Origin of the sequence: Aquabacterium sp. G14 (assembly GCF_037482285.1) — a bacterium.
Lineage (GTDB): Bacteria > Pseudomonadota > Gammaproteobacteria > Burkholderiales > Burkholderiaceae_C > Aquabacterium.
Map to the genome: position 1 here is coordinate 407472 of NZ_JBBEYB010000001.1, position 20966 is coordinate 428437.

Annotated in this window: 16 protein-coding genes; 10 read left to right on the plus strand and 6 right to left on the minus strand. The window is 68.1% G+C overall.

The window, feature by feature from the left end:
• A complete protein-coding gene (locus WIT60_RS01855) occupies positions 1–4299 on the minus strand; it encodes a CHASE domain-containing protein (protein ID WP_339582243.1) in 4299 nt (1432 codons plus the stop codon).
• A 166-nt stretch (positions 4300–4465) separates the two neighbouring features.
• Between WIT60_RS01855 and WIT60_RS01860 the strand changes: the two genes are divergently transcribed.
• From WIT60_RS01860 to WIT60_RS01885, 6 genes are all read left to right on the plus strand, one after another.
• Positions 4466–6460, plus strand: a complete 1995-nt coding sequence (locus WIT60_RS01860; protein ID WP_339582244.1) for an acetoacetate--CoA ligase — start codon at positions 4466–4468, stop codon at positions 6458–6460.
• Between the two features lie 24 nt (positions 6461–6484).
• Positions 6485–6853, plus strand: coding sequence for a hypothetical protein (locus WIT60_RS01865; protein ID WP_339582245.1), 369 nt, complete (start codon positions 6485–6487; stop codon positions 6851–6853).
• Between the two features lie 150 nt (positions 6854–7003).
• Positions 7004–7933 carry a ParB N-terminal domain-containing protein gene (locus WIT60_RS01870; protein WP_339582246.1) on the plus strand — a complete coding sequence of 310 codons (930 nt, stop codon included), beginning with the start codon at positions 7004–7006 and terminating at the stop codon, positions 7931–7933.
• A gap of 82 nt (positions 7934–8015) precedes the next feature.
• Positions 8016–9377, plus strand: coding sequence for an efflux RND transporter periplasmic adaptor subunit (locus WIT60_RS01875; RefSeq protein WP_339582247.1), 1362 nt, complete (start codon positions 8016–8018; stop codon positions 9375–9377).
• Between the two features lie 13 nt (positions 9378–9390).
• Complete coding sequence (locus tag WIT60_RS01880; RefSeq protein ID WP_339582248.1) at positions 9391–10629, plus strand: ABC transporter permease; 1239 nt, start codon at positions 9391–9393, stop codon at positions 10627–10629.
• A 40-nt stretch (positions 10630–10669) separates the two neighbouring features.
• Positions 10670–11458 (plus strand): ABC transporter ATP-binding protein, encoded by a 789-nt coding sequence (locus tag WIT60_RS01885; protein ID WP_339582249.1) that lies wholly within the window; start codon positions 10670–10672, stop codon positions 11456–11458.
• Here the strand turns inward: WIT60_RS01885 and pap are convergent, their stop codons facing one another.
• From pap to WIT60_RS01900, 3 genes are read right to left on the minus strand one after another with little or no spacing between them, the layout of a single operon-like run.
• Complete coding sequence (gene pap, locus WIT60_RS01890; RefSeq protein ID WP_339582250.1) at positions 11459–13090, minus strand: polyphosphate:AMP phosphotransferase; 1632 nt, start codon at positions 13088–13090, stop codon at positions 11459–11461.
• Positions 13091–13116: 26 nt separating this feature from the next.
• Positions 13117–14664, minus strand: coding sequence for an NYN domain-containing protein (locus tag WIT60_RS01895; protein ID WP_339582251.1), 1548 nt, complete (start codon positions 14662–14664; stop codon positions 13117–13119).
• Positions 14661–15518: a universal stress protein gene (locus WIT60_RS01900; RefSeq protein WP_339582252.1), complete on the minus strand. Its 858-nt coding sequence runs from the start codon at positions 15516–15518 to the stop codon at positions 14661–14663. The genes WIT60_RS01895 and WIT60_RS01900 overlap by 4 nt, the downstream gene beginning before the upstream one ends.
• Positions 15519–15668: 150 nt before the next feature.
• On the opposite strand from WIT60_RS01900, the gene WIT60_RS01905 reads away from it, so the two are divergent.
• Positions 15669–15989, plus strand: coding sequence for a TFIIB-type zinc ribbon-containing protein (locus WIT60_RS01905; protein ID WP_339582253.1), 321 nt, complete (start codon positions 15669–15671; stop codon positions 15987–15989).
• A gap of 25 nt (positions 15990–16014) precedes the next feature.
• Here the strand turns inward: WIT60_RS01905 and ppk2 are convergent, their stop codons facing one another.
• Entirely contained in the window at positions 16015–17145 is a 1131-nt protein-coding gene (gene ppk2 / locus WIT60_RS01910; RefSeq protein WP_339582254.1) for a polyphosphate kinase 2, read from the minus strand.
• A gap of 172 nt (positions 17146–17317) precedes the next feature.
• Here ppk2 and WIT60_RS01915 point away from each other — a divergent pair, with 172 nt between their 5' ends.
• Both WIT60_RS01915 and WIT60_RS01920 read left to right on the plus strand, forming a co-directional pair.
• Entirely contained in the window at positions 17318–17863 is a 546-nt protein-coding gene (locus WIT60_RS01915; protein ID WP_339582255.1) for a DUF4442 domain-containing protein, read from the plus strand.
• A gap of 92 nt (positions 17864–17955) precedes the next feature.
• Entirely contained in the window at positions 17956–19167 is a 1212-nt protein-coding gene (locus WIT60_RS01920; RefSeq protein WP_339582256.1) for an SGNH/GDSL hydrolase family protein, read from the plus strand.
• A gap of 90 nt (positions 19168–19257) precedes the next feature.
• Here WIT60_RS01920 and bioB read toward each other — a convergent pair whose 3' ends face one another.
• A complete protein-coding gene (gene bioB, locus WIT60_RS01925; RefSeq protein WP_339582257.1) occupies positions 19258–20355 on the minus strand; it encodes a biotin synthase BioB in 1098 nt (365 codons plus the stop codon).
• A gap of 140 nt (positions 20356–20495) precedes the next feature.
• Here bioB and WIT60_RS01930 point away from each other — a divergent pair, with 140 nt between their 5' ends.
• Positions 20496–20966 carry an AtaL-like protein gene (locus WIT60_RS01930; protein ID WP_339582258.1) on the plus strand — a complete coding sequence of 157 codons (471 nt, stop codon included), beginning with the start codon at positions 20496–20498 and terminating at the stop codon, positions 20964–20966.

Below are 20966 nucleotides of genomic sequence, written 5' to 3' on the forward strand. Positions count from 1 at the left end.
TCACTCCAGGGGCCAGTTCGTCAGCAGATGCTGACTGTGTTCGATGGCACGGGCAAAGTCCAGGTGGGCCAACGCGTCGTTGAGGGGCGTCAATGCCTCGCCCAGGGCCGGGGCGTGAGCGGCCTGCAGGCGGGCGTGGCAGTCGAGCGCGGTCATGTCCGAGTGTTGCAGCAGTTTAATCAGCTCCTGCACCTGCGTGTGCAACAGAGTGCGGTCGAGGGGTGGGGCCGCGCCGCGGGTGGCCTGGGCGGGCGGGGTCAGCGCGGCCAGCAGGGTCGGCAGGCCGGTGTGGGCCTCGTCCATGGCATGCAGCAGCGTCGCGAGCCAGTCGGGCAGCGGGCCGCTTGGCGCTTCAAGGGGGCAGGCCTGCTCGGCGGCGCTCGCCTGCGCTTGCAGCGCCTGCAGCCCGAGGGTGCCGGACAGGCCCTTGAAGCTGTGCAACCAGGCCCGCAGGGCGGGCGCGTCGCCTTGGGCCCAGTCCTGGCGGGCCTGTTCGGCCGCGCCGGGCAACTCTTCGCAGAAGCGGGCAAGCAGGCGCCGGTAGACGTCCTGGCGATGGCCCAGCCGGCCCAGGGCGGCCTCCAGGGCCACGCCCTGGGCTTGCGCCGTCACCTGGGCGGGCACTGGCAAGGTGGGTGTCGGGGTCTGCCCAGGCGGCGTCAGGGATGTGCTGCCGGCGACTGGGGCAGGCCCGCGCCGCCCGTGGGCCAGCACGGTCTCGATCAGGTGCGTCAGGTCGAAAGGCTTTCCGACATGGGCCACCATGCCCGCCTCCTGGCACGCGGCCAGATCGGCGGGCAGGGCGTTGGCGGTCATGGCGATGACGGGGGGCGCGGCCTCGCCCAGGGCCTCGCGCAGCGCCCGCGTGGCCGCCAGCCCATCCATCACGGGCATCTGCACGTCCATCAGCACCGCATCAATCAGGTCCGGGCCATTGAGCACCGCCTGCACACCCTCGGCGCCGTTGTGGGCCATGCTGACCTCGGCACCTTCGCCTTCCAGCAACTCGCTGGCCACCTGGCGGTTGTTGGGGTTGTCTTCCACCAGCAGCAGGCGCCAGCCCGCCAGGCGCTGCGTGGGGGGCAAGGCCTCCAGGGGCATGGGGGCGCTGGGATCGGCGTCGTCGACATTGGGTTCGCGCAGCGTGAGGTCGAACCAGAAGGTGCTGCCCTGGCCGGGTTCGCTGCGCACCCGGATCTCGCTGCCCATCAGCGTGACCAGGCGGCGGCTGATGGACAGGCCCAGGCCGGTGCCACCGTATTTGCGGGTGGTCGAGCCTTCGGCCTGCGAGAAGCCCTCGAAGATGCGCGCGAGCGCCTGGGCACTCATGCCGATCCCGGTGTCGCGCACTGCGACGCGCAGGCGCACCTGTTCGTCGTCGTGTGACAGCACCGTCAGCGCCACGTCCACTTCGCCTTGGTGGGTGAACTTGATGGCGTTGCCGCCCAGGTTGATCAGCACCTGCAGCAGTCGCATGTCGTCGCCGACCAGGTACTCGGGCAGCTGGGGATCAAGGGTGAAGTTCAGCGCCACGGGCTTGTCACCCAGGTTGGCCGACAGGATCACGTGCAGGTCACCTAGCAGGCGGCCCACCGAGAAGGCGCGGGGGTGCAGGCTCATCTTGCCAGCTTCGATCTTGGAGAAGTCCAGGATGTCGTTGAGCAAACCCAGCAGCGACTGCGCGGCCCGCTCGGCCTTGCTGGCGTAGTCGCGCTGCTGCGCGTCCAGCGCGGTCTTGTCCAGCAGGCGCAGCATCCCCAGGATGGCGTTCATGGGGGTGCGGATCTCGTGGCTCATGTTGGCCAGGAACTGCCCCTTGGCCGCGCTGGCCTGCTCGGCGACCAGCTTGGCCTGTTGCAGCGAGGTCTCGTACTCCAGGCTCTGGGTGCGGTCCTGAACGATGCCCAGGTAGCCGCTGACCTCGCCCTGTTCGGAGCGCATCTCGGTGACCACGATCGACACCGGCACCCGGCTGCCATCCTGGCGGACGTAGTTGACCTGACGCACCTGGCCCAGCCAGCTGGGCTCGATCAGCATCTGCACGGGCGAGGGGTCGGCGTCACCCAGTCCCAGTTGCGCTCGCAGGGCCTCCTTGCGAGCGTTGATGCGCGCCGGCTCGTGGAAGCGCAAGGGGGTGGCGTGGCCCACGATCTCGCTGGCGCGGTAGCCCAGCAGGCGTTCGGCCCCGGTGTTGAACACGCGGATCACCAGGTCGGCATCCGTGGCGATCACCGCGGTGCCGGACGCCGCATTGAGCACATTGGTCAGCAAGGTGCTGGTTTCGCGCAGTTGCTGCTCGGTCAGCTTGCGCAGCGTCACGTCGTGGCGGATGACGATGAAGCGCTCGACGCGACCCTCGGCATCCAGGAAGGGGGCGATCACGCTGTCCACCCAGTACAGCGAGCCGTCCTTGGCGCGGTTGCAGACCTCACCTTGCCAGGGGCGGCCGGCCAGCACGGTGTTCCACAGGTGCGCCCAGAAAGCGCGGTCATGCGTCCCGGAGTTGGTGATGCGGTGACTGCGTCCGATCAGCTCGTCCCGGCTGTAACCGCTGAGTGCACAGAAGGCGTCGTTGACCTCGACGATGCGGCCCGCGCGGTCAGCGACCGAGATGACGGCGTGTGCATTGAGCGTGCGCAGCAAGGCATCGGTTTCGCGCTGCGCGGCCTCCAGGCGTCGGGTCGCTTCCTTCAGGTCCGAGATGTTCTGGGTGATCTCGATGTAGCCCAGCAACTCGCCCTGCGCGTTGTGGCGCGGCTGGATCTCGGTGTCGATCCAGAAGGTCTGACCATCCTTGTCGCGGTTGAGCAATTCGACGCGACAGCCTTCGCCCCGCGCCAAGCTGGCATCGAGCTGGGCCAGCCGGTCGGCGGGGCAGGCCGGGGTGCCGACGAGCGAGCGCACCAGCTGGCCTTTGGCCTCGTCAAAGCTGTAGCCGTACAGGCGCGTGAAGCCCTCGTTGACCCAGCTGACCCGCATGTCGGGGTCGGTGATCATCACCGCATTGGAGGTGCGGCGGGCCACCTCGGCGAGCCGCTCCAGATCGGTCGTGAGGCTGGCCGCGTGCGCCTCCGTACGGGCCCGCGCGCTGGCCAGCATCCAGGTGGCCAGGGCCAGCAAGGCGCTCAGCAGGGAGCCGCCCAGCACGATCCAGCTCGGGGTGCTGCGGTCCACGCGCTGCTCGAACGCGGCGTTGGCCTGGGTGCGCAGCACATATTGCCGTCCGGCGATGGCCAGTGTGCGCTGTGCGGTCAATCGCTGGCCATACTCACCCGCCTCGTCGCCATCGGCACGGAACATCTCGACCGGGTCAGCACCGGTCTCGTCGCTCAGGCTGATGTTGAGTTGCCGGTCGCTGGTGTCGAACAGGCCCTGCATCAGCTCGTCGATCACGATGGGGGCGTAGTAGATGCCCACCAGGCTGGTGCGACGCTGTGCCACGTCCTGGGGCGGGACCGCGCCCTGGTAGAGCGCCAGCAGGTACAGCACGCCGGGGCGCTGGCGCTCATCCTGCTTGAGGGTGATCGGCCCGGTCAGCGTGGGTTGCCCCGTGTCAATGGCGCTCAGGACCCCGGCCCGTCGCACCGGCTCGGCACCCACGTCCAGCCCGAGGGCCGCCTCATTGCCAGCCGTCGGCTCGAGCATCTTGATCACATACAGATCGGGCGCGTCACCCTGGGTGCTGACCGAGAACGACTCCGCATGGTCGGCCCGTTCGATTTGCTCGAACGCGCTCAGCTCCTGTCGATCGACCTTGACGATGTAGCCAAATCCCCGCACGCCCGGGAACTGCTGGTCGATGTTGATCGCATGGACATAGTTGCGAAACGCTGCACGGTCGAGCGTATCGCTGGCATTGTGGGTGCCGTGGGCCCCGCGCAGGCCGAACAGCGGCATGGCAAAGCGCTGTCGGATGCTCTGCTCCAGGCGCAGTGAGAGTCGGTCAAAGCGCTCACGGGCCTGGTTCTCGATGGTGGCGCCGACCCGCTGACCCGCCCACAGGCTCAGCAACATGCCGGTGACCAGCACGAGCATGCTCAGGCCCAGGCTGCCCGCGGCGTCGATCGCCAGGGTCGGATGCCTGCCCTGGCGGGCATGACGCTGGAAGGCCCGCACGCTGCGCCACCAGGCGATCGGGCCCAGGAGCAGCATCAGCAGCACGGCATCGGCCACCGCCTCGCTCCAGCCGCTGATGCCTGGCAGGCTCAAAGGCACCACACGCATGATCAGGAGCTCGATCAGCGCGGCGGCGAGCGTGACTTCCAGAACCAGGCGGAGATGAGGGGTCGAAAACTTCATGTCGTGGTGGGTGAACGTCCTGGCATTGTGACCCGGGTGCCGGCGCGTGGGGGTGAACTTTGGGGGCTTTCGGACAGTGGGTGTGGCGAACTCAGGCTTATCCAGCATGGCGCGGCCATGCGGACGGGGCTAAATTGCGACGATCCCCTCCTTTGGATGCTCGCCCATGACGCCTCCCTACGTTCCCCAGATCCGGCTTTACCAGAACTGGCTGGCCGCCGAACGCGGTCTGTACTTCGATTCGTACGACGCACTGTGGCGCTGGTCCGTCACCGACCAGGAGGCCTTCTGGCAGAGCCTGTGGGACTACGACGGCATGGTCTCGCCCACGCCGCACACGGCCGCGCTGGCCGACGCCCGCATGCCGGGCGCACGCTGGTTCGAAGGCGCCCAGGTCAACTACGCCCAGCGCGTGCTCAGCCATGTGACGCCGGCCCATGCCGCCGGTTTTCCGGCCATCGTCAGCGAAAACGAACTGGGTGAGGTGCGCGAGCTGAGCTGGCCCGAGCTGCGGCGCCAGGTGGCTTCGCTGGCGCTGACCTTGCGCGAGCTGGGCGTACAGCGCGGCGACCGCGTGGCCGCCTACCTGCCCAACACGCCCGAGACCGTGGTGGCCTTCCTTGCCTGCGCCAGCGTCGGCGCCATCTGGAGCGTGTGCGCCCCCGACATGGGCACCCAGGCCGTGGCCGACCGCTTTGCGCAGATCACGCCGCGCGTGCTGATCGCCGTCGATGGCATCCACTACGCTGGCAAGGCGCTGGACCGTGGCGCCGTGGTCGAGGCCCTGCGCGCCGACCTGCCCACGGTCGAGCACCTCATCGTGCTGCGCAGCCCGCACGCCACCCACCGCGTGGCGGCCGAGCGCGAGTTCGCGCAGGCGATTGCCCGCGACGACGCGGCCACCGCCGCCTTCGAGCCCGAGTGGCTGCCGTTCGACCACCCGCTTTGGATCGTCTACTCCAGCGGCACCACCGGCCTGCCTAAGGCCCTGGTGCACGGCCACGGTGGCATCGTGATGGTGAGCGCGGCTTCGCGCAAGCTGGGCGATGTGGGCTGCAGCTACGCGCCCAACAGCCTGGGCGAGCGCTTTCACTGGTACAGCACCACCGGCTGGGTGATGTGGAACAGCCAGGTCAGCGGTCTGCTCGATGGCGCCACCATCTGCCTGTACGACGGCAGCCCCGCTGGCTCGAAAGAGGCGCCCGACTGGTCCGTGCTGTGGCGCTTTGCCGCCCGTCACCGCGTCACCTACTTCGGCGCGGGCGCGGCCTTCTATGCCGGCTGCATGAAGGCCGGCGTGGACCTGTCGAGCTGTGGCGACCTCTCGCGCATCCGCGCGTTGGGCTCTACCGGCTCGCCCTTGTCCGAAGACGTGCAGCGCTGGGGCACGGCGCAGTTTGCGCGCCTGGGCACGCCCGACATCTGGTGGAACAACATCTCGGGTGGCACCGACTTCTGCGGCGTATTCATCGGCAGCCACCGCGAGCTGCCGCAACAACCGGGGCGCCTGGCCTGCCGCCAGCTCGGCAGCGCGGTCGAAGCCTGGAACGAGGCCGGCGAGCCCGTCATTGACGAGGTGGGCGAGCTGGTTTGCACGCGGCCGCTGCCGTCCATGCCGCTCTACCTGTGGGGCGACACGGGCAACGCCCGCTACCTGTCGAGCTATTTCGATGTCTACCCCGGCATCTGGCGCCATGGCGACTGGGTGCGCATCCATCCGGATGGCAGCTGTGTCATCTACGGCCGCAGCGACGCCACCATCAACCGCCATGGCCTGCGCATGGGCACCAGCGAGATCTACGCCGCCGTCGAGGCCCTGCCCGAGGTGCTCGATGCCATGGTGATCGACCTGGAGTACCTGGGGCGGCCCTCGCGCATGATCCTGTTCGTGGTGCTGCGCGAGGGCTTGAGGCTGGACGAGGCCTTGCGCGCGCGCATCCACGAGGCCATCAAGACCACGCTGTCGCCGCGCTTCATCCCCGACGACCTGTGGCAGGCGCCCGAGATCCCACGCACCCTGTCGGGCAAGAAGCAGGAGGTGCCGATCAAGAAGCTCTTCCTGGGGCACGACATCCGCAAGGTGGTGAACCCCGAGGCGATGGCCAACCCCGGCTGTCTGGGTTGGTATGCCGAACAGGCCACCCGGGCGAACGCCGCGTAGGAATTCGGCGTAAGCTCGGCGCGCATGACGCTGAACTACCTGGAATTTGACTACAGCGAAGACGCCGAGGGCATCGGCACCTTCGAAACCCTGGCCTCGGTGAGCCCCTCGCAGGTGGCCGCCGTGCACGCCGAGGTCGCCGAGGTGCTGGCCTGGGCCTTTCGCACCTTCCCCGACGGGCACGGCCCCGTGGCCGAAGGCTTCGAGTGGGACTACGACCTGCAGGGCCAGCGCGAGTTCACCGCTGCCGAGTCCCTGTGCTTTGACGAGCGCACCGGCCGCATCACGGTCGAGCCCCAGCCCCCCGGCACGCCGCGTCACACCGTGAGCCTCTCGCTCAGCGGCACGCCGGCCTTTTGCGACGCCCTGCGCGCGCAGTTCGATCTGGGGTGATTTCGACCCTGGGGTGAACCGGCGGTACTCGCCCTGCGCCCCGCCACTGGGGCCTCACTACAATGGCGCCCCTTCGGTTGCGGCCCCTCTGGCCACGCCGAGAGCCTGCCTTCCGGGCGCGCACCGCCCCTACCTGCCTATCTGCCCACCATGAACATCACCGTCCTCGAGGAACTGCGCGCCTACATCGATCCGCTGACCCCGGAAGAGCACGCCTCGCTGGAGCGCAGCATCCTGGCCGAGGGCTGCCGCGATGCCCTCGTGCTGTGGGGCGAGGTGCTGGTGGACGGGCACAACCGCTATGGCATCTGCCAGAAACACAGCATCCCCTTCCAGACCGTGCAGAACCCGCGTTTCACCTGCATGGAAGACGTGCACCTGTGGATGATCGACCAGCACCTGGGCCGACGCAGCGTGTCCGACTTCCAGCGCGGCGTGCTGGCGCTGCGCAAGAAGGAGATCCTGAGCGCACGCACCCAGGCCGTGCAGGCGGGCCTGGCCGCGGCCCAGGCCGAAGCCGCCGCAGCGCAGGCCGAGCGCGAAGCGGCTGAGGGCAGCGACGCTGACGCACCCAAGGTGGCCGTGCCCAGTCGCGAAGAACTCGCCCGCGTGGCCCGCCTGAGCAGCACCACCGTCGCCCAGATCGAAAAGATCCAGAAGGCCGCTGCGCCCGAGCTGGTCGAAGCCGTCAAGGCCGGCACCATCTCGATCAACGCCGCGGCCACCGTGGCCTCGCTGCCGGTCGAGCAGCAGGTCGCCGCCGTGGCCGGGGGCAAGAAGGAGCTGCAGCAGGCTGCCCGCCAGGTGCGCGAAGCCCGGGCGGCGGCCCGCGTGGCCCGCGCGCCGCAATCGGACGAGGGCGTCGCCGCCGATGCCGACACGGCACAGGGTCAGGGCGCGGCGGATGACGGCCCCCGTCCCGGCGAGACTCCGGACGCCACCATTGCTCGCCTGCTGCAGACGGTGGCCACCCTGCGTGCCGAGAACGCCCGCTGGCAGGCACGCTGGCACGCCGCCCAGGCGACCCCAGCGGGCGCCGGCGATGCCGTGTCGACCGACGCCGGTTTGCCGCCGTTTTGACGCGGCGGGCATGGCTGTGATTTCGGGCACACTTTGAGTTCGGCCCCTGTCATCCCCGACTCACCCCCTTGACCGCTTTGTCATGACCGCATCGTCTTCCTCCTGGTGGACCCGACCTCGCTGGTGGTTGATCGCCGCCGTGGTGCTGCTTGGGGTGATCGCGGCCTGGTTATGGACCCGAGCTCAGCCCGTCGCCGTGCTCACGGTGGTCTCTCAACCCCTGGTGCGAACGCTGCAGTTCACGGGGCGGGTCAAGACCCCGGCGCGGGTCGACGTGGGCGTGACCGTCACCGGCCGCGTGCAGCAGGTGCGCGTGCGCGAGGGTGACGTGGTCGCCGAGGGCGATGCCCTGATCGAGCTGGAATCCGACGAATGGCGCGCCGCCTGGCTGCAGGCCCAGGCCAGCGCGCAACAGGCCCAGGCGCGACTGGGCAGTGTGCAGGCCCTGGCCTTGCCGAGCGCCGAAGCCACCTTGGCGCAGGCTGAAGCCACCGTGCTGCAGGCCGAGCGTGATCTGGCCCGCACCCGCGAGCTGGTCGCCCAGCAGTTCTACAGCCAGGCCCGCATGGACGAAGCCCAGCGCAGCGTGGCCGTGGCCCGTGCCCAGCGCGAGGCCGCCCGCGTGCAGGTGCAGGCCAACCGTCCGCAAGGCGCCGAGCGCGCCGTCAGCCAGGCTCAGCTGGCGGCGGCCAAGGCGGCGGTCGAGGTGGCGCGTGCCAAGCTGGACCAGGCCACCGTGCGCGCCCCGGGGCCTGGCCGGGTGCTGGTGCGCAGCGTCGAGCCCGGCCAGATCGTGCAGGCCGGCAAGAGCCTGCTGACCCTGTCGGTCGATGGTCCCACCGAGCTGGTGGCCCAGGTCGATGAACGCTACCTCGGCCAGTTGCAGGTCGGCCAGCGTGCTGCCGTGTTGGCCGACGCCTACCCGGCCCAGCCTTTCGAGGCCGTGGTCGACCGGCTGGCCCCGGCCGTCAACGCCCAAAGCGGCGCGGTCGAAGTGACGCTGCGCTTGCAAGGCGAGCGCCCCGCCTTCTTGCGCGAAGACATGACCCTGTCCATCGAGGTCGTCACTGCCCGCGAAGCCGCCGTGCTGGCGCTGCCTTTGCAGGCGGTGCGCGACGCAGCCGACAGCGCCCAGACCCGTGCCAGCGATGGCCGCGCCAGCGTGCTGGTGCTGGCTGACGGCCGTGCGCAGGTGCGCGAGGTGACGCTGGGCCTGCGCACGCTGGACCAGGTCGCGGTGCGCAGCGGCTTGCGCGCAGGCGAGCAGGTGCTGCTTGACCCGACCGTGGTACCGGGCACTCGCGTGCGTGCGCTCACACCGGCCGAGTCGGCGAAACAGAACGCCGCGCAACAAGCCACACAACGGGCTGCTCCGACCCCAGCGCAAGGGGGCGTCTCGCGCGACCGCGCCGAGGGCGGCATCTCGCAAACTTTCAGCCGCTGAAACGGGCCTCGCCGTGCGCCTTCCGACCCTCTCCGCGCTGGGCTTCGAATGGCGGGTGGCCGTGCGCTTCCTCACCGAGGGGCGTTTCCAGAGCCTGCTCATCATCGTGGGCGTCGCCGCCGGCGTGGCCGTGGTCGCCTACATCTCGGCCCTCATCACCGGTCTGCAGCGCAACACGCTGGAAAAGACCCTGGGCGCCCAGGCCCACATCAGCGTCTCCCCGCTCGACGAGCGCGTCACCCCGGCCCTGTCAGCGCAGCCCAATGCACTGCGCTGGAGCGACACCCAGGCGCGCGCCCAGCGCCTGCAGACCATCACCAACTGGCAGGCCATCGCCACCTTGCTGGCGCAGCGCCCCGGCGTGTCAGCCGTGTCTCCGATGACCTCGGGCGCCGCTCTGGCTCAGCGCGGCGAGGCCACCCGCGCCATCGCCCTGTCCGGCGTCGAGCTCAGCCGCTACGACCGCATCGTCAACCTGCGCAGCAAGCTGGTGGCCGGCACCCTGACCCTGTCGCCCGGCGAGGCCATCATCGGCCAGACCCTGGCGGAGGACCTGGGCGTGCGCGTGGGTGACCGCATCACCGTGGTCATCAACGAGCGCCGCGACACCGTGCGCCTGACGGGGCTGGTCGACCTGGGCATCAAGGACCTCAACCGCCGCATGGTGCTCGTGCCCCTGCGCTCGGCCCAGACCCTGCTGAACCTGCCCGGCGGTGTGACCCAGATCGACCTGCGCCTGGACGACGTCTGGACCGCGCAGGACCTGGCCAAGGTGCTGGCCCGCGAATTGCCCAACAAGGTCGAAAGCTGGCAAGAAGCCAACGCCCAGTTGGTGTCGGCCCTGCGTGCGCAGAGCGTCAGCACCGCCGTGATCCGCACCGTGGTGATGCTGGTGGTGGTGCTGGGCATCGCCAGCGTACTGGTGGTGTCGGTGGTGCAAAAGCAGCGCGAAATCGGCATCTTGCGCGCCATGGGCACCACCCGTGGTCAGATCCTGCGGGTGTTCCTGCTGCAAGGCGTGCTGGTGGCCACGCTCGGTTCTTTGCTGGGCGTCTTGCTGGCCGCGGGCCTGATCGCGGGCTTCACGGCCTTCGTCAAGGGCTCGGACGGCCTGCCGCTCTTTTCGATCACCTTGCCGCCCGCAATGGCCCTGCAGATCGTGCTGATCACCAGCGTGGCGGGTGTGCTGGCCGCCGTCGCGCCAGCGCGTCGGGCCGCGCACATGGATCCAGCGCAGGCCATCCGGATGTGAGGCGCACGACATGAGCCAGCCCCTCCTCCCCCAATCTGTCATGCCCGCATCGACGGCATCATCCTCATCACCGGCCTCATCCGGGCTGTCTGCTGCCGCGCCGACCTCGGCATCACGGGCTGGCCGCGACCTGGTGCTGCTCACCGACCTGCGCAAGCGCTACAACGTGGGCCAACCCAACGAAACCGAGGTGCTGCACGGCCTGAACCTGCACCTGGCCACCGGCGAGTTCGCCGCGCTGATCGGCCCTTCCGGCTCGGGCAAGAGCACCTTGCTCAACATCCTCGGCCTGCTGGAGCCCGCCACCAGCGGCCGCTATGTGCTCGATGGCCAGTCGGTGGCCGAACTCGATGACGAGGCGCTGACCCGCCTGCGCCGCGACACCCTGGGTTTTGTCTTTCAGTTCCACCACCTGTTGCCCGCCTTCACCGCGCTGGAAAACGTGCTGATGCCCGTGCTGGCCCGCGACGGTCGCATCGGGCCGCGCCAGCGTGAACGCGCGCGCAGCCTGCTCGACGCAGTGGGCCTGGCGTATGCGATGGACCGCGTGCCGGGGGCCTTGTCCGGCGGCATGCAGCAACGCGTGGCCATGGCGCGTGCGCTCATGCTCGAGCCCAAGCTGGTGCTCGCCGACGAGCCCACCGGCAACCTCGACACGGCTTCTTCTAGCGAAGTGTTCGCGCTGATGCGGCGCATCCACGAGCAGGTCGCCACCACCTTCCTCGTCGTCACGCACGACCCGCGCCTGGCCGCGCGTTGTGACCGCGTGATCGAACTGGTGGATGGGCGGGTGGCCAGCGACGGGGCGCCGCCCACGACCGCCTCCTGATCAGTCCTTTTTGGACTGCCCGGCCTTGCGGGCCTTGTGCTTGCCCTGACCCTTACTCTTGCGCTTGGCTTGGCTCTTGCCGGGCCGCGCCGGAGCGGTCTCGGGGCTCAGAATGCGGTCCCAGGCACCGGCATGTACGCCATCGGGCAGCCCGCGCGCCAGTTCGGCCTCCAGCCGTTCGCACACGGTGCGCAGCACCTTGACCCGCGCATAGCGCTTGTCATCCGACTCGACCAGCGTCCACGGGGCTTCGCCGGTACTGGTGCGCTCGACCATGTCGCACACCGCCTGTTGATAGGCATCCCACTTGTCGCGGTTGCGCCAGTCCTCTTCGGTGATCTTGAAGCGTTTGAACGGCACCTTGGCCCGCTCCTCGAAGCGCCGCAGCTGCTCGTCGCGGCTGGTCTGCAGCCAGAACTTGATGACGATGATGCCCGCGGCACTGAGCTCGTGCTCGAAGTCATTGATCTCGCTGTAGGCGCGCAGCCAGTCGCTCTCGCTGCAAAAACCTTCCACGCGCTCCACCAGCACGCGGCCATACCAGGTGCGGTCGAAGATCGTCAGGTGCCCGCGGCGCGGCAGGTGGTGCCAGAAGCGCCACAGATAAGGCTGCGCCTTCTCGGCCTCATTGGGGGCGGCCACCGGCACGATCTGGTACTGCCTCGCATCCAGCGCTGCGGAGATACGCCGGATCGCGCCTCCCTTGCCGGCCGCATCGGCCCCTTCGAAGGCGCACACCAGCGCCCGGTCCTTGAAGCGCGGATCGCGCATCAGCTCGAACAGGCGCGCCTGCCAGCGCGACAGCTCGCTCTCGTACTGGCGCTCCTCCATCTTGAGCGTCAGGTCCAGCTCGGTCAGCACATTGCGACCGTCGGTGTCCACGCGCACCATCGGGGCCACCGGCGGGCGGGCGGGCTCCGGGCTGGCCAGGCGCGCACGGATCGCGTCCAGCATCACCTTGCCGACCGTCAGGTGGCGGTAGCGGTCGTCGCTGCCGTCCAGCACCACCCACGGCGCCTGCGGCGTGTTGGTCATGCGCAGCATGTGGCCCGCGGCCTCTTGCAGCTTGTCAAAGGTCTTGAGGCGGTCCCAGTTCCATTGCGTCACGCGCCAGGCGGTGCGGGGGGCGCTGGCCAGCGATTTCAGGCGCTTGCGCTGCGCATCCTTGGTCAGGTGGAACCAGAACTTCAGCACCAGCGCGCCTTCGTTGACCAGCATGGCCTCGAAGCGGTTGATCTGGTCGGCGCGCGCGTCCAGCTCCTTGAGCGACATGTGGCCCAGCAGGCGCTCGCGGATCGGGTCGGAATACCAGGAGCCGGCAAAGATGCCGATGCGGCCCTTCGGGGGCAGCGAGCGCCAGTAGCGCCACATGTGCGGGCGCTCGCGTTCTTCGTCGGTGGGGTCGGCAAAGGCCAGCGTGGACAGAAAGCGCGGGTCCATCCACTCGTAGAGCAGGTTGATGGTCTCGCCCTTGCCCGCGCCATCCTGCCCGCTGATCAGCACCAGCACGGGCATCTTCTTGCGCTCGAACAGCTCGATCTGTGCGTCGAGCAAGGCGGCGCGCAAGGCGGGCACCTCGGCCTTGTACACGTCCTTGCTGATCTTGTGCCCGATGGCGGCCGACTCAAACATGGTGCGTCTCCTCTGGTGTCGCGCCGTCAGGGCGCGTTTTGCTCGCTCACCACCCAGCCCAGCAGGGCGGCCCGGTCGGCGTCGCTGATGGTCATGCCCTCGCGCTCGCATGCGGCCAGCGCCACCCCGCAGGTGGTGGCCACGAGGTCGTCAAACGAGGTGGCCGACGTGGTCGGGTCGAAGCCGTTGAAGAGCAGCGCCCGCAGCAGCGCATGGATGTCGGGGCGGCTCACGCTCACGTGTGCATCCAGGCACAGCTCGTGGATGCGCTTGCTGGTGTGTGCCAGGGCATAGGGCCCCTCGGCCAGCGCGGTCGACAGGGCCTGCAGCACGGCGCGGTACTTGTAGCCCGGCATGGCCGGCAGGTTGGCCACCTGCAGCATGGGCGCCACCTGCGGCCAGCGCGGGTCACGCGAGGGCAGGTCGCCCGCCGTGGCGGCCGACTGGCTGAGGAAATCGGTGCTGTGGCGCTGCAGGTCGAGGGCATGCCCCCCCAGGTGCGACCACGAGATCTCGACGCCCGGCGGGTGCAGCGTTTCCAGCAGGCGCTTGAAGGTGCCGTGGCCCAGCCAGTCGGTGTCGATGCCGGGGATGTGCTGGCGCACCAGATGCGCCAGTCGGGCCACCGCCACGGGCCGGGCCGAACTGGCCACCGCCTCGACAAGCAGGCGCTCGATCTGCGCGCGCGTGTCGGACGAGGCTGTGGCCGCGGGGGCGCTCGGCGGCGCGTCCACCCGTCCGTTGCGAGGTGTTTCGGTGGCGCCGGCACCGCGCAGGCGGCGCGGGTCATACAGCCAGTTGTTCTCGCGGTCGATGCGCAGCGGGTCCAGCGTCAGGTCGCGCAGGAAGCCGGTGAAGGTGCCGCGGCCAGCCCAGCGCGAGTCGGTCAGGCCCGGCACCTGCGTGGCCAGGATGCGCGTGAGCGCTGGCAGCATGATGGGCTCGGACGACTTGTCCATCACCGACCAGATCAGGGCTTCGGCCTGAGACAACAGGCTCTCGAAGTCCGGCGGGGCGGTCGGCGTCATCTCCTCATCGCCAAAGCCCAGGGCCTCGCTGACGAAGGCGTCGGGGTCGATGATGAGGTCCGACGAGGCGTCGTACGACGCCGAGGTGGCACCCGCCGCGAAGATGGTGGTGCGGCGATCGTCGCGCCGCAGCTTGCGCAGCACAGGCGTGAAATCGGCATCGGCCGAGAAGACGATGAACTCGTCGTAATGCGTGGGGCTTTGCAGCACATCCACCATGTCCAGCACCATGTGGATGTCCGTGCTGGTCTTGCCGGCGGAAGTCATGGGCGGGCAGTCGGTGATCTCGAAACCCGCCTTGCTGAAACCAAAGCGAAAGCGCTGGTACATCACCGGGTTGAGATAGCAGCGCCGCACCAGGATGCGCCGTTGCACCGGGGCCTCGGGTGCCAGCGGCATGGCCAGTTGGGTCGTGACCCAGTTCAGCCAACGCAGCGGGTCGCTGGCGAAGGCCTCGGCATAGGCCACATCCAGGCGCCGCAGCCCGGAGTACACATTGTCAAAGTCGACAAACAGCGCGGACTTCAGGACCGAGGTGCCGCTCATCGCAGCACCATCACGGGCACCGGGCTCAGGCGCAGCAAGGTGGTGGTCGTGCTGCCGACGATGAACTCGCGGATGCGCGAGTGTCCGTAGGCGCCCATGGCCAGCAGGCTGCGCGGGCGCTGGCCCAGCAGGTTGAGGATCTCGGTTTCCGGCGTGCCCGGCGACAGCAGGGTTTCGACGTGGCGGCCTTCGGCCTCCAGCTTCTGGCGGGCGGTCAGCAAGGTGGCACGGTTGTCCGGCGTGTCGTGTGCCACCATCAGCAGGGTCACCGGCAGGCCGGTGAGGATGGGACTGGCCGCCAGGCGCTCCACCACGCGTTGCGCGGTCGGGCTGCCGTCGTAGGCCACCACAATCTGATCGGGGGCCGTGAAGGTGTCTACAGGCACGACCAGCACCGTGCGGCTGACGCTGCGCACCACGCGCTCGATGTGGTGATCCAGGTGGCGACGTCCACGCGGTGCGGTGTCGCGGTTCTGGCCCAGCACGAAGACGCGGGCGTCGTTTTGCCAGGCCTGAGTGGCTTCGCTCAGCTCATCGGTGCGCACGACGCTCTCTACCTGGCTCAGGCCGGCTTCGGCGGCGCGCGCCTGTACCGCGCTGACCATGCGACGGCCGGCCTCCTGAGCCAGTTGGGTGCGTTGTGCATCGAGTTCGCTGAGTTGCTGCAGCAGCACGTCGGGGGCGCCCAGGCCGATGGCGGCGTTGGCATCCAGGCCAGTGGCCAGACCCACCTGGGGTTCGACCACATGGGCCAGCATCAGGGGGCAGGACAGGCGCAGGGCTGCCCAGGCTGCTGCATCGATCACGGCGGTGGTGTTGGCGCGGCCGTCAATGCAGGCGTAGACCTTGTTCATGTGTGTGCTTCGTCTGTGAGGTCGTTGAAATTCTAAGTCGGGGTCGACATATCGAATCCTTCGCATCATGCGCCTGGATTTTTCTGATTTTCACGATATGTGTGGGGCGCTATCGTTGAGCCCGTGTTGCGTGTTGCCGAGGAGTTCCCGATGAAATGCCCCCATTGTCACGATGTCACCCTGGTCATGTCGGAGCGGCAGGGTGTGGAGATCGACTACTGCCCGCAGTGCCGCGGCGTGTGGCTCGACCGCGGTGAGCTCGACAAGCTGATCGAGCGCAGCGCCCAGGTGTCCGCAGCCCCGGCTCCCCAGGCGTCCTATGCCTCCCAGCCTGCGGCCCCGGCGCCCCAGCCGGCACCCCCCCAGGCGCCTCAGCGTCCGCCGTATCACCGCGATTTCGACGATTCCGACTTTGGCAAGCGCCAGGGCTACCGCAAGCCCAAGTCCTGGCTCAGTGAGATCTTCGACTGAGCCGGGCTGGACGGATGGGCCGGCCTCAGGCCTTGTCGGGCGAGTTGCTGTCGTGCTCGCCCTCTTCGTAGACCACGTTCGCGCGTCCCACCAGCAGCGGATCAGGCATGGGCACATGGCTCATGTCCTTGTTGGTGTAGGGCAGCTTGTGCAGCACGTAGCGCATGGCGTTGAGGCGCGCGCGCTTCTTGCAATCGCTCTTGATCACGGTCCAGGGTGCATCGGCCGTGTCGGTGTGGAAGAACATGGCCTCCTTGGCGCGGGTGTAGTCGTCCCACTTGCCGAGCGAGGCCAGGTCCACCGGGGAGAGCTTCCACTGCTTGAGCGGGTGGGTCTCGCGCTCCTTGAAGCGGCGGCGTTGCTCGTCACGGCTCACCGAGAACCAGAACTTGATCAGGTGCACGCCCGAGCGCACCAGGTTGCGCTCGAACTCGGGCGCCTGGCGCATGAATTCCTTGTACTCGGCATCCGAGCAAAAGCCCATCACCTTCTCGACCCCGGCGCGGTTGTACCAGCTGCGGTCGAACAGCACGATCTCACCGGCGGTGGGCAGGTGTTGGACATAGCGCTGGAAGTACCACTGGCCACGCTCCACATCGCTGGGTTTTTCCAGCGCGACCACGCGGGCGCCCCGGGGGTTGAGGTGCTCCATCATGCGCTTGATGGTGCCGCCCTTGCCGGCGGCGTCACGCCCTTCAAACAGGATCACGACCTTCTGGCCCGAGGCCTTGACCCAGGCCTGCAGCTTGAGCAGTTCCACCTGCAGGCGGTACTTCTGCTTCTCGTAGGTCTTGCGGGCCATCAGGTTGCGATAGGGGTAGGCCGTCGCGTCGCGCCAGTGGGGGCTGAGCTCCTCGTCGGGGTGCACGGTCACCTCGGGCTCATCGAGCATGCCCTTGAGCGCGGCGCGCAGCACTTCGGCGTCATCGGGTGAGGCGCCCTTGAGCACCGACTCCAGTGCGTGCGCCAGGGTGGCGGGCGGCGTCTGTGTCACGATGTCGCGCAGGGCCTCCACCTGGGCGATCTGGCGGGCTTCGGTGGCCTGCTGGGCCACCTGCAAGGCCAGGCCCTCCGGTGTCCGGGCGGGGCTGATGTCGCCAGAGGCGGCGCGACGTGCGGCGGTGCGGGGGCGAGGCGTGGAAGAGGGGGCGGCCATCGAGGAGCGTCTCCGAGATACGGGGTCAAAGGAGCAAGCGTACTCCGGTGACAAAGCGATGACGGAGATTGCCTTCTGGATTGCTCATATATTGGTTGCCGTGTGCGGCTTCACCTGGTGCGGGTGGCGCCCTGTTGTCCATTCTTTGATGCCTCACGGCTCCGTTGCGTCCATGTCCTCTGACCCTCTCACCGGGGCCGTTCGGCCCAATCGTCTGGCCCGTACGGTGGCCCGCTTCCTGCCGCTGCCCTCGGGCTTGCGGAGCTGGGTGGTCAGCTTTCTGTTGGGGCGCGCGGTGCCTCTGGTCGGCACGGCCGGCTTGCGTTTCGAGCAGATCACGTCGGGCCGGGTGGTGGTGCGCGTGGCCAACCGTCGCAAGGTGCAGAACCACATCGGCGGTGTGCATGCGGCCGGCATGGCCTTGCTGGCCGAAACGGCCACCGGCTTTTGCGTCGGCATGAACGTGCCCGACGACAAGCTGCCGCTCATCAAGTCCATGAAGGTGGATTTCGTGCGGCGCGCGGTGGGGGGCTTGACCGCCGCGGCCAGTCTGCAACCAGAGCAGATCGCCCTGATGCGGTCCCAGGACAAGGGTGAGGTGACCGTGCCGGTGGTCATCACCGATGAGTCGGGGCAGCAGCCCATTCAGGCGGAGATGGTCTGGGCCTGGGTGCCGAAACAAAAACAGGTCAGCGCTCACCCCAACGGGCGGCTCTGACGTTTTCCCTGATGTTGCTGGACGACAGGGGTCCTGAGAATCCCGGTTGCCGGAACGTGGTTGTTTCGGTTTAGCCGAAAAGGGAAATCAGCATGAAACGTTCCATGATCGCCGCGTTGGTCGCGGCCAGTTTGCTGGCCGCGTGCGGTGGTGGTGACAGTGGCACCAACGGTGTGACCGCGGTCAAAGTGGTCGGCGCAAGTCTGGCCGACACAGGGACCTTTGGCTTCAAGTTCACCGTTCAGGCGAGCGCGATGGGGGAGTCCTACCGGGTGTACCCGGAGTGGGTGGCCCAGGCCTATAACCTGCCGACCTTGTGCTCGGCCTACGTGGCCACCGGGCCGAGCACCTTCGCCGTGCAGCCGGGATGTACCAACCATGCGGTGGCCGGCGCCGGCATCAATTTCGGGCGCTTGTCTGACACCAATGAAGACGAGGTCAGTGACACGTTCACCGCACTGCCGTCCGTGCCAGCGTCTCAGCTTTATCAACTGCAAGCGCTCGGCGCCCAGGGCTTTTCCTTTGGGGATTTGCTGATCGTGGGCGAAGGCTCGGCCAATGACACGGCCACCTTGGTCACGGCCTTCCTGACCGATCTGCAGACCGCCGGCACGCTGAACACCACCCTGTTCAGTCAGGTGGTCAATTCGCTGCTCGACAACGGCGAGGCCGTGTTGGCGCAAGGCCCCGTGGTGGCTGGGACGGCCTACATGGAGGGACTGGCCAAGGCCCTGGTGGATTCGGTGCGGACGAACGCCATCCAAAACGGCGCTCGCCGGGTGCTGATTCTCAACACGCTGGACATCACCCGCACGCCCCGGTTCGAAGCCACGCTGGCCCAGATCGCCTCAGCGCCGGGCGGTTCGCCGGAGCAGGCCAATGCCGTACGCAATCTGGTCCGGGCCTGGATCAACGCCTACAACACGGCGCTGGTCAATGAAACGCGCCAGTTGCAGGGCCGGGTGGAGGTGTTCGACTTCTATGCCGTCTTCAACACGCAGCTGGCGGATCCTGCGGCCTATGGCTTGACCAACCTGACGCAGACCGTGTGTGACGAGACCTATGCCCAGGCTGACGATTACACCCCGACCTTGGCCACGGCAGGCGCCACATCGCTCAATGCCGGGCCGGTTCGAGCATCGTGTACCGACACGAATGCCTCTTCGATCACACCCTCGGCTGGCACGGGCACCACATGGTGGACCACCTATCTGTTTGCCGACAACTTCCACCCCACGCCTCGCGGGCATGAGTTGCTGGGCAACCAGGTCAATCAGCGCCTGCGCCAATTGGGCTGGCTCTGATGGTGGGCGGCGCGTCCAGGCCGTTGTGCCACGCGCCATCAACAGCAAAGGGGCCCGCGGGCCCCTTTGTCATGTGGCGTTGGCACCGGGTCAGGCGGCCTGGGCCTTGGCGGTCACAGCCTTGCCGCTCTTGAGGCCCAGCTTGGCCATCAGCGCCTGGTCCTTGTCGAACTCGGGGTTGCCGGTGGTCAGCAGCTTGTCGCCGTAGAAGATGGAGTTGGCGCCGGCCAGGAAGCACAGGGCCTGCACGGCCTCGCTCATCGCTTGGCGGCCGGCCGACAGGCGCACGCGCGCCGTGGGCATGGTGATGCGGGCCACGGCGATGGTGCGCACGAACTCCAGCGGATCGAGCTGCGGGGTCTCGGCCAGCGGGGTGCCGGGCACGCGTACCAGGTCGTTGATGGGCACTGACTCGGGGTAGACCGGCAGGTTGGCCAGCTGGGCGATCAGGCCGGCGCGGCCTTCACGGGTCTCGCCCATGCCGACGATGCCACCGCTGCACACCTTCAGGTTGGCCTTGCGCACGTGTTCGAGCGTGTGCAGGCGGTCTTCCAGGTCGCGCGTGGTGATGATGTCACCGTACAGCTCGGGGGCGGTGTCGAGGTTGTGGTTGTAGTAGTCCAGGCCGGCGTTCTTGAGCGACTGGGCTTGCGAGTCGGTCAACATGCCCAGCGTACAGCAGGCCTCCAGACCTTCCTGCTTGATCACGCCGATCAGCTCGGCCACCTTTTCGATGTCGCGGTCTTTGGGGGCGCGCCAGGCGGCGCCCATGCAGAAGCGGCTGGCACCGGCATCGCGCGCAGCGATCACGGCCTCGCGCACCTCGTCGGGCGACATCAGCTTGCTGGCCTCCACACCGGTGTCGTACGACGCCGATTGCGGGCAGTAGCCGCAGTCTTCGGGGCAGCCACCGGTCTTCACCGACAGCAGCGTGGCGTGCTCGATCTCGTTGGCATCCCAATGGGCGCGGTGCACCTGTTGGGCCTGCCACAGCAGGTCGTTGAAGGGCAGGTTGAACAGCTCCAGCACCTTGGCGCGTGGCCAGCGGCCTTCGGCGAAGTCTGGGTCCGTGCAGGCGCCACCGCAGCCGTGGCTGTTGAGCACCGACTTCGGCGGCACGAGCTTGATGGGCTTGGCCGAAGGGTCGGCGGCCGGGGCTGCAGAAGACGAGGTCGTGCACTGGGACATGGCGAGGTCCGCGCCTGAACGCGGTTGGAGTTGAAACACAAGCGGGTGCCAGTTTAGTCTCCTTGCCGGGTGACTGTCTTGACGTCATCAGCAATGTGTTGACGTAACATGGACATTGCGTCAGCGGTAAGCTTCGCACCATGCGTTTTGAACACCTCATTGAAGTCAATGCCCCGGCGGCCAGCCTGCAACTGGTGGCGCCCACTTTCACGCGTGAGCAACTCTGGCAGGGGTTGATGCTGCGGGTCCAGCAGCCGCAGCGCTTTCCCATGGGCCCGGAGTCCTGCACCTGCCGCGAGACCGAGCCGGGCGTCTATGCGCGCACCCAGGTGTTTGGCCCACACACCCTCCATGATGTGGTGGTGGCCCGGCCGCATGCGGAGGTGGTGTTCACGCCTCAAGCCCATGGTGACACCGCCCCGATCCAGCTGACGATCCGTATCGAGGAGCCTCAGCCGGGGCAGATGGTGCTGCGCTTCGTGTATGAGGCCCTGGCCGAGCAAACCGACGAAGAGCGCTATTACAACGAGTACCGTCACAACGCTTGGCTGCACAACGACCGCGACATGGTGCGCACGCTGCGTCAGTGGTTGTCGGACGAAGGGCTGTGA